The organism is Komagataeibacter xylinus (assembly GCF_004302915.1).
Lineage (GTDB): Bacteria > Pseudomonadota > Alphaproteobacteria > Acetobacterales > Acetobacteraceae > Komagataeibacter > Komagataeibacter xylinus_C.
Genome location: NZ_QQBI01000086.1, coordinates 1 through 2,239, shown reverse-complemented (window position 1 = coordinate 2,239; position 2,239 = coordinate 1). Strand labels below are relative to the sequence as shown.

Below are 2,239 nucleotides of genomic sequence, written 5' to 3'. Positions count from 1 at the left end.
TGTAAATGCTGTTTCAAAATTCCCCACATGTGCTGTCGGAAAATTCCCCAGCACGGATATGGTGATCAGCCATTGAGGTGATCGATAGCTCCATGCTTTGGGGGCCTACCGCGGCGCTTTGGCGCTGCCGGTGGCATCAGATTGGCGTGGGCCCGTGTATGCTCGGGGATCAGATCGGCATGCTGGCGCAGGCGATAGCTGGCGCCTTCGATGTGGACGACGACAGCATGGTGAAGTAGCCGGTCGAGCAGCGCGGTGGCGACGACCGGGTCGCCGAAGACCTCGCCCCACTCGGCAAAACCGCGATTGGAGGTCAGGATCATCGCTCCCTTTTCGTAGCGGGCATTGACCAGCTGGAAGAAGAGGTTGGCACCACCTGGCGTGATTGGCAGGTAGCCAATTTCATCGACGATCAGCAGCGAAGCCCGCGTGTAGAAGCGAATTTTCTCGGCCAGACGCCCCTCGCGTTCGGCTCTGGTGAGCGCCTCGAGCAGTTCTGCCAGAGAGCAGCGATAGACGCTGCGTCCGGCCCTGACGGCGGCCACGCCGATGGCTGTGGCCAGATGGGATTTTCCGGTGCCTGGCGGGCCCAGAAAATGCAACACCTCGGCCCGATTGATGAACTCGAGCTGGGCCAGCGCGGTGATGCGATGCCTGTCGAGTGAAGGCTGGAATGAGAAGTCGAAGCTCTCGATAGTTTTGATCGGCATGAGGCGGGCGGTGCGCAGTGCTACGCTGATGCGCCGTCCCTCGCGCAGGTTCAGTTCTTCGGCCAGCAGATCGTCGATGGCCTCGATGGCGCTGATCTCGCCCTTTTCCAGCCTGCCCAGCGTGTGATCAAGCGTTTCGAGGGCGCGTGCCATATGGAGAGCCAGCAGGCTTTGTCGGATGCGTTCGGTGACAGACATCATGCGGTCCCTTTGGCATTGATGCTGGCCAGGCGTTCACCCACCGCGCCGTAGAAAGCCAGAGGACGCGGGAGGATCGGCACCGCCGGTGTCGTCGGCAACATCTCGGCGCGTTGAACCGGTGGGGCCTTGCGGTGGCCTGGCTCGATCCGCTTACGGTTTTTGCCTTCCAGCACGGGATGCCGGGCGATGAGTTTCCCTTCCTCGAAGATCAGGACTTCATGTGTATGGTGCTGGATCTCGACCACGCGACGGCGGGCAGTGTCAGGCACACTGTAATAATTGCCGGCCACCGCCACCATCCCCTCGCGGCTGATCCGCCGCTCGACGCTCAGAACAGCATCGTAGCGCAGGGCAGGTAATGGATGCAGATGGGGCTGCTCCTGTGCAAAATGCTCCTGCACGATCCGCCCGGTGGTGGCATGTGCCCGCGCGTTGGCGATATCCGCGCGCCAGACGTCGAACTGGGCGTTGAGGTCATCGAGATCATGGAAGCTGCGGCCAAGGAAGAAGTCCTGACGGATGTAGCGGAAGGGTCGCTCGACCTTGCCCTTGGTCTTGGCGCGATAGGGCTGGCAGGCTCTGGGGGCGCTGCCATAATGGGCCAGAAGCGCCACCAGCGAGGCATTGTAGGTCACCACGCCCGCATCATCCTCACCGATGACAGCGGTCTTCATGCGATCGTAGAGAATTTCCGTGCAGCAGCCCGCCATCGCCTCGAAGGCGGCGATGTGGCAACGCATCACTGTTTCCAGACCCTGGTTCGGGCAGAAACGTCCCCACAGCCAGCGACTGTGCCCCAGCACCATGCTGAACAACCAGACCTTGCGCACGATGCCTGGCTCGCTGGTGAAGACTGTCTGGAATTCCGCAAAATCGACCTGCGCCTGAACGCCGGCTCCGGTCTCGAAGCGCCGCTCATAAGGCCTGGGCAGCGGGGGGCGGATTTGCCGGAGATATTCCGTCAGCGATGAATAGGCACCGTCATATCCCATGTCGCGAATTTCACGATGCAGCCTGCGCGATGAAAGTCCGGGATAACTTGCCATCCGCTCCAACAGATAGGTTCGATAAGGTTCTGCTGCGCTGGCCACCGGTTTACGCGGTGCATAGGCTGGAGCCTCCAGCCCATTGGCCAGATACTTCTTCACTGTCTTGCGATCGAGCCCTGTCTGGCGCGCGATGGCGCTGATGCTGAGCCCCTGTCTTTTGAGTTCCTGGATCAAAACGACCTCCCTGAGTCCTATCACCTGCTCGCCCTTCCTTTGGCATCAGCAGGGATAAATGTGCCGCGTGATCGTCATGGGGGCATGCCCCCATGACGATCACGC

At 61.1% G+C, this 2,239-nt stretch carries 2 protein-coding genes; both read right to left on the bottom strand.

Annotation, left to right across the window (positions count from 1 at the left end):
* Nucleotides 1-65: 65 nt before the first annotated feature.
* On the bottom strand, nt 66-911 hold the full coding sequence (gene istB, locus DV027_RS17185; protein WP_007396167.1) for an IS21-like element helper ATPase IstB: 846 nt from the start codon (nt 909-911) through the stop codon (nt 66-68).
* Nucleotides 908-2,158 carry an IS21 family transposase gene (gene istA, locus DV027_RS17180; RefSeq protein ID WP_130732980.1) on the bottom strand — a complete coding sequence of 417 codons (1,251 nt, stop codon included), beginning with the start codon at nt 2,156-2,158 and terminating at the stop codon, nt 908-910. The genes istB and istA overlap by 4 nt, the downstream gene beginning before the upstream one ends.
* Between the last annotated feature and the right edge of the window lie 81 nt (nt 2,159-2,239).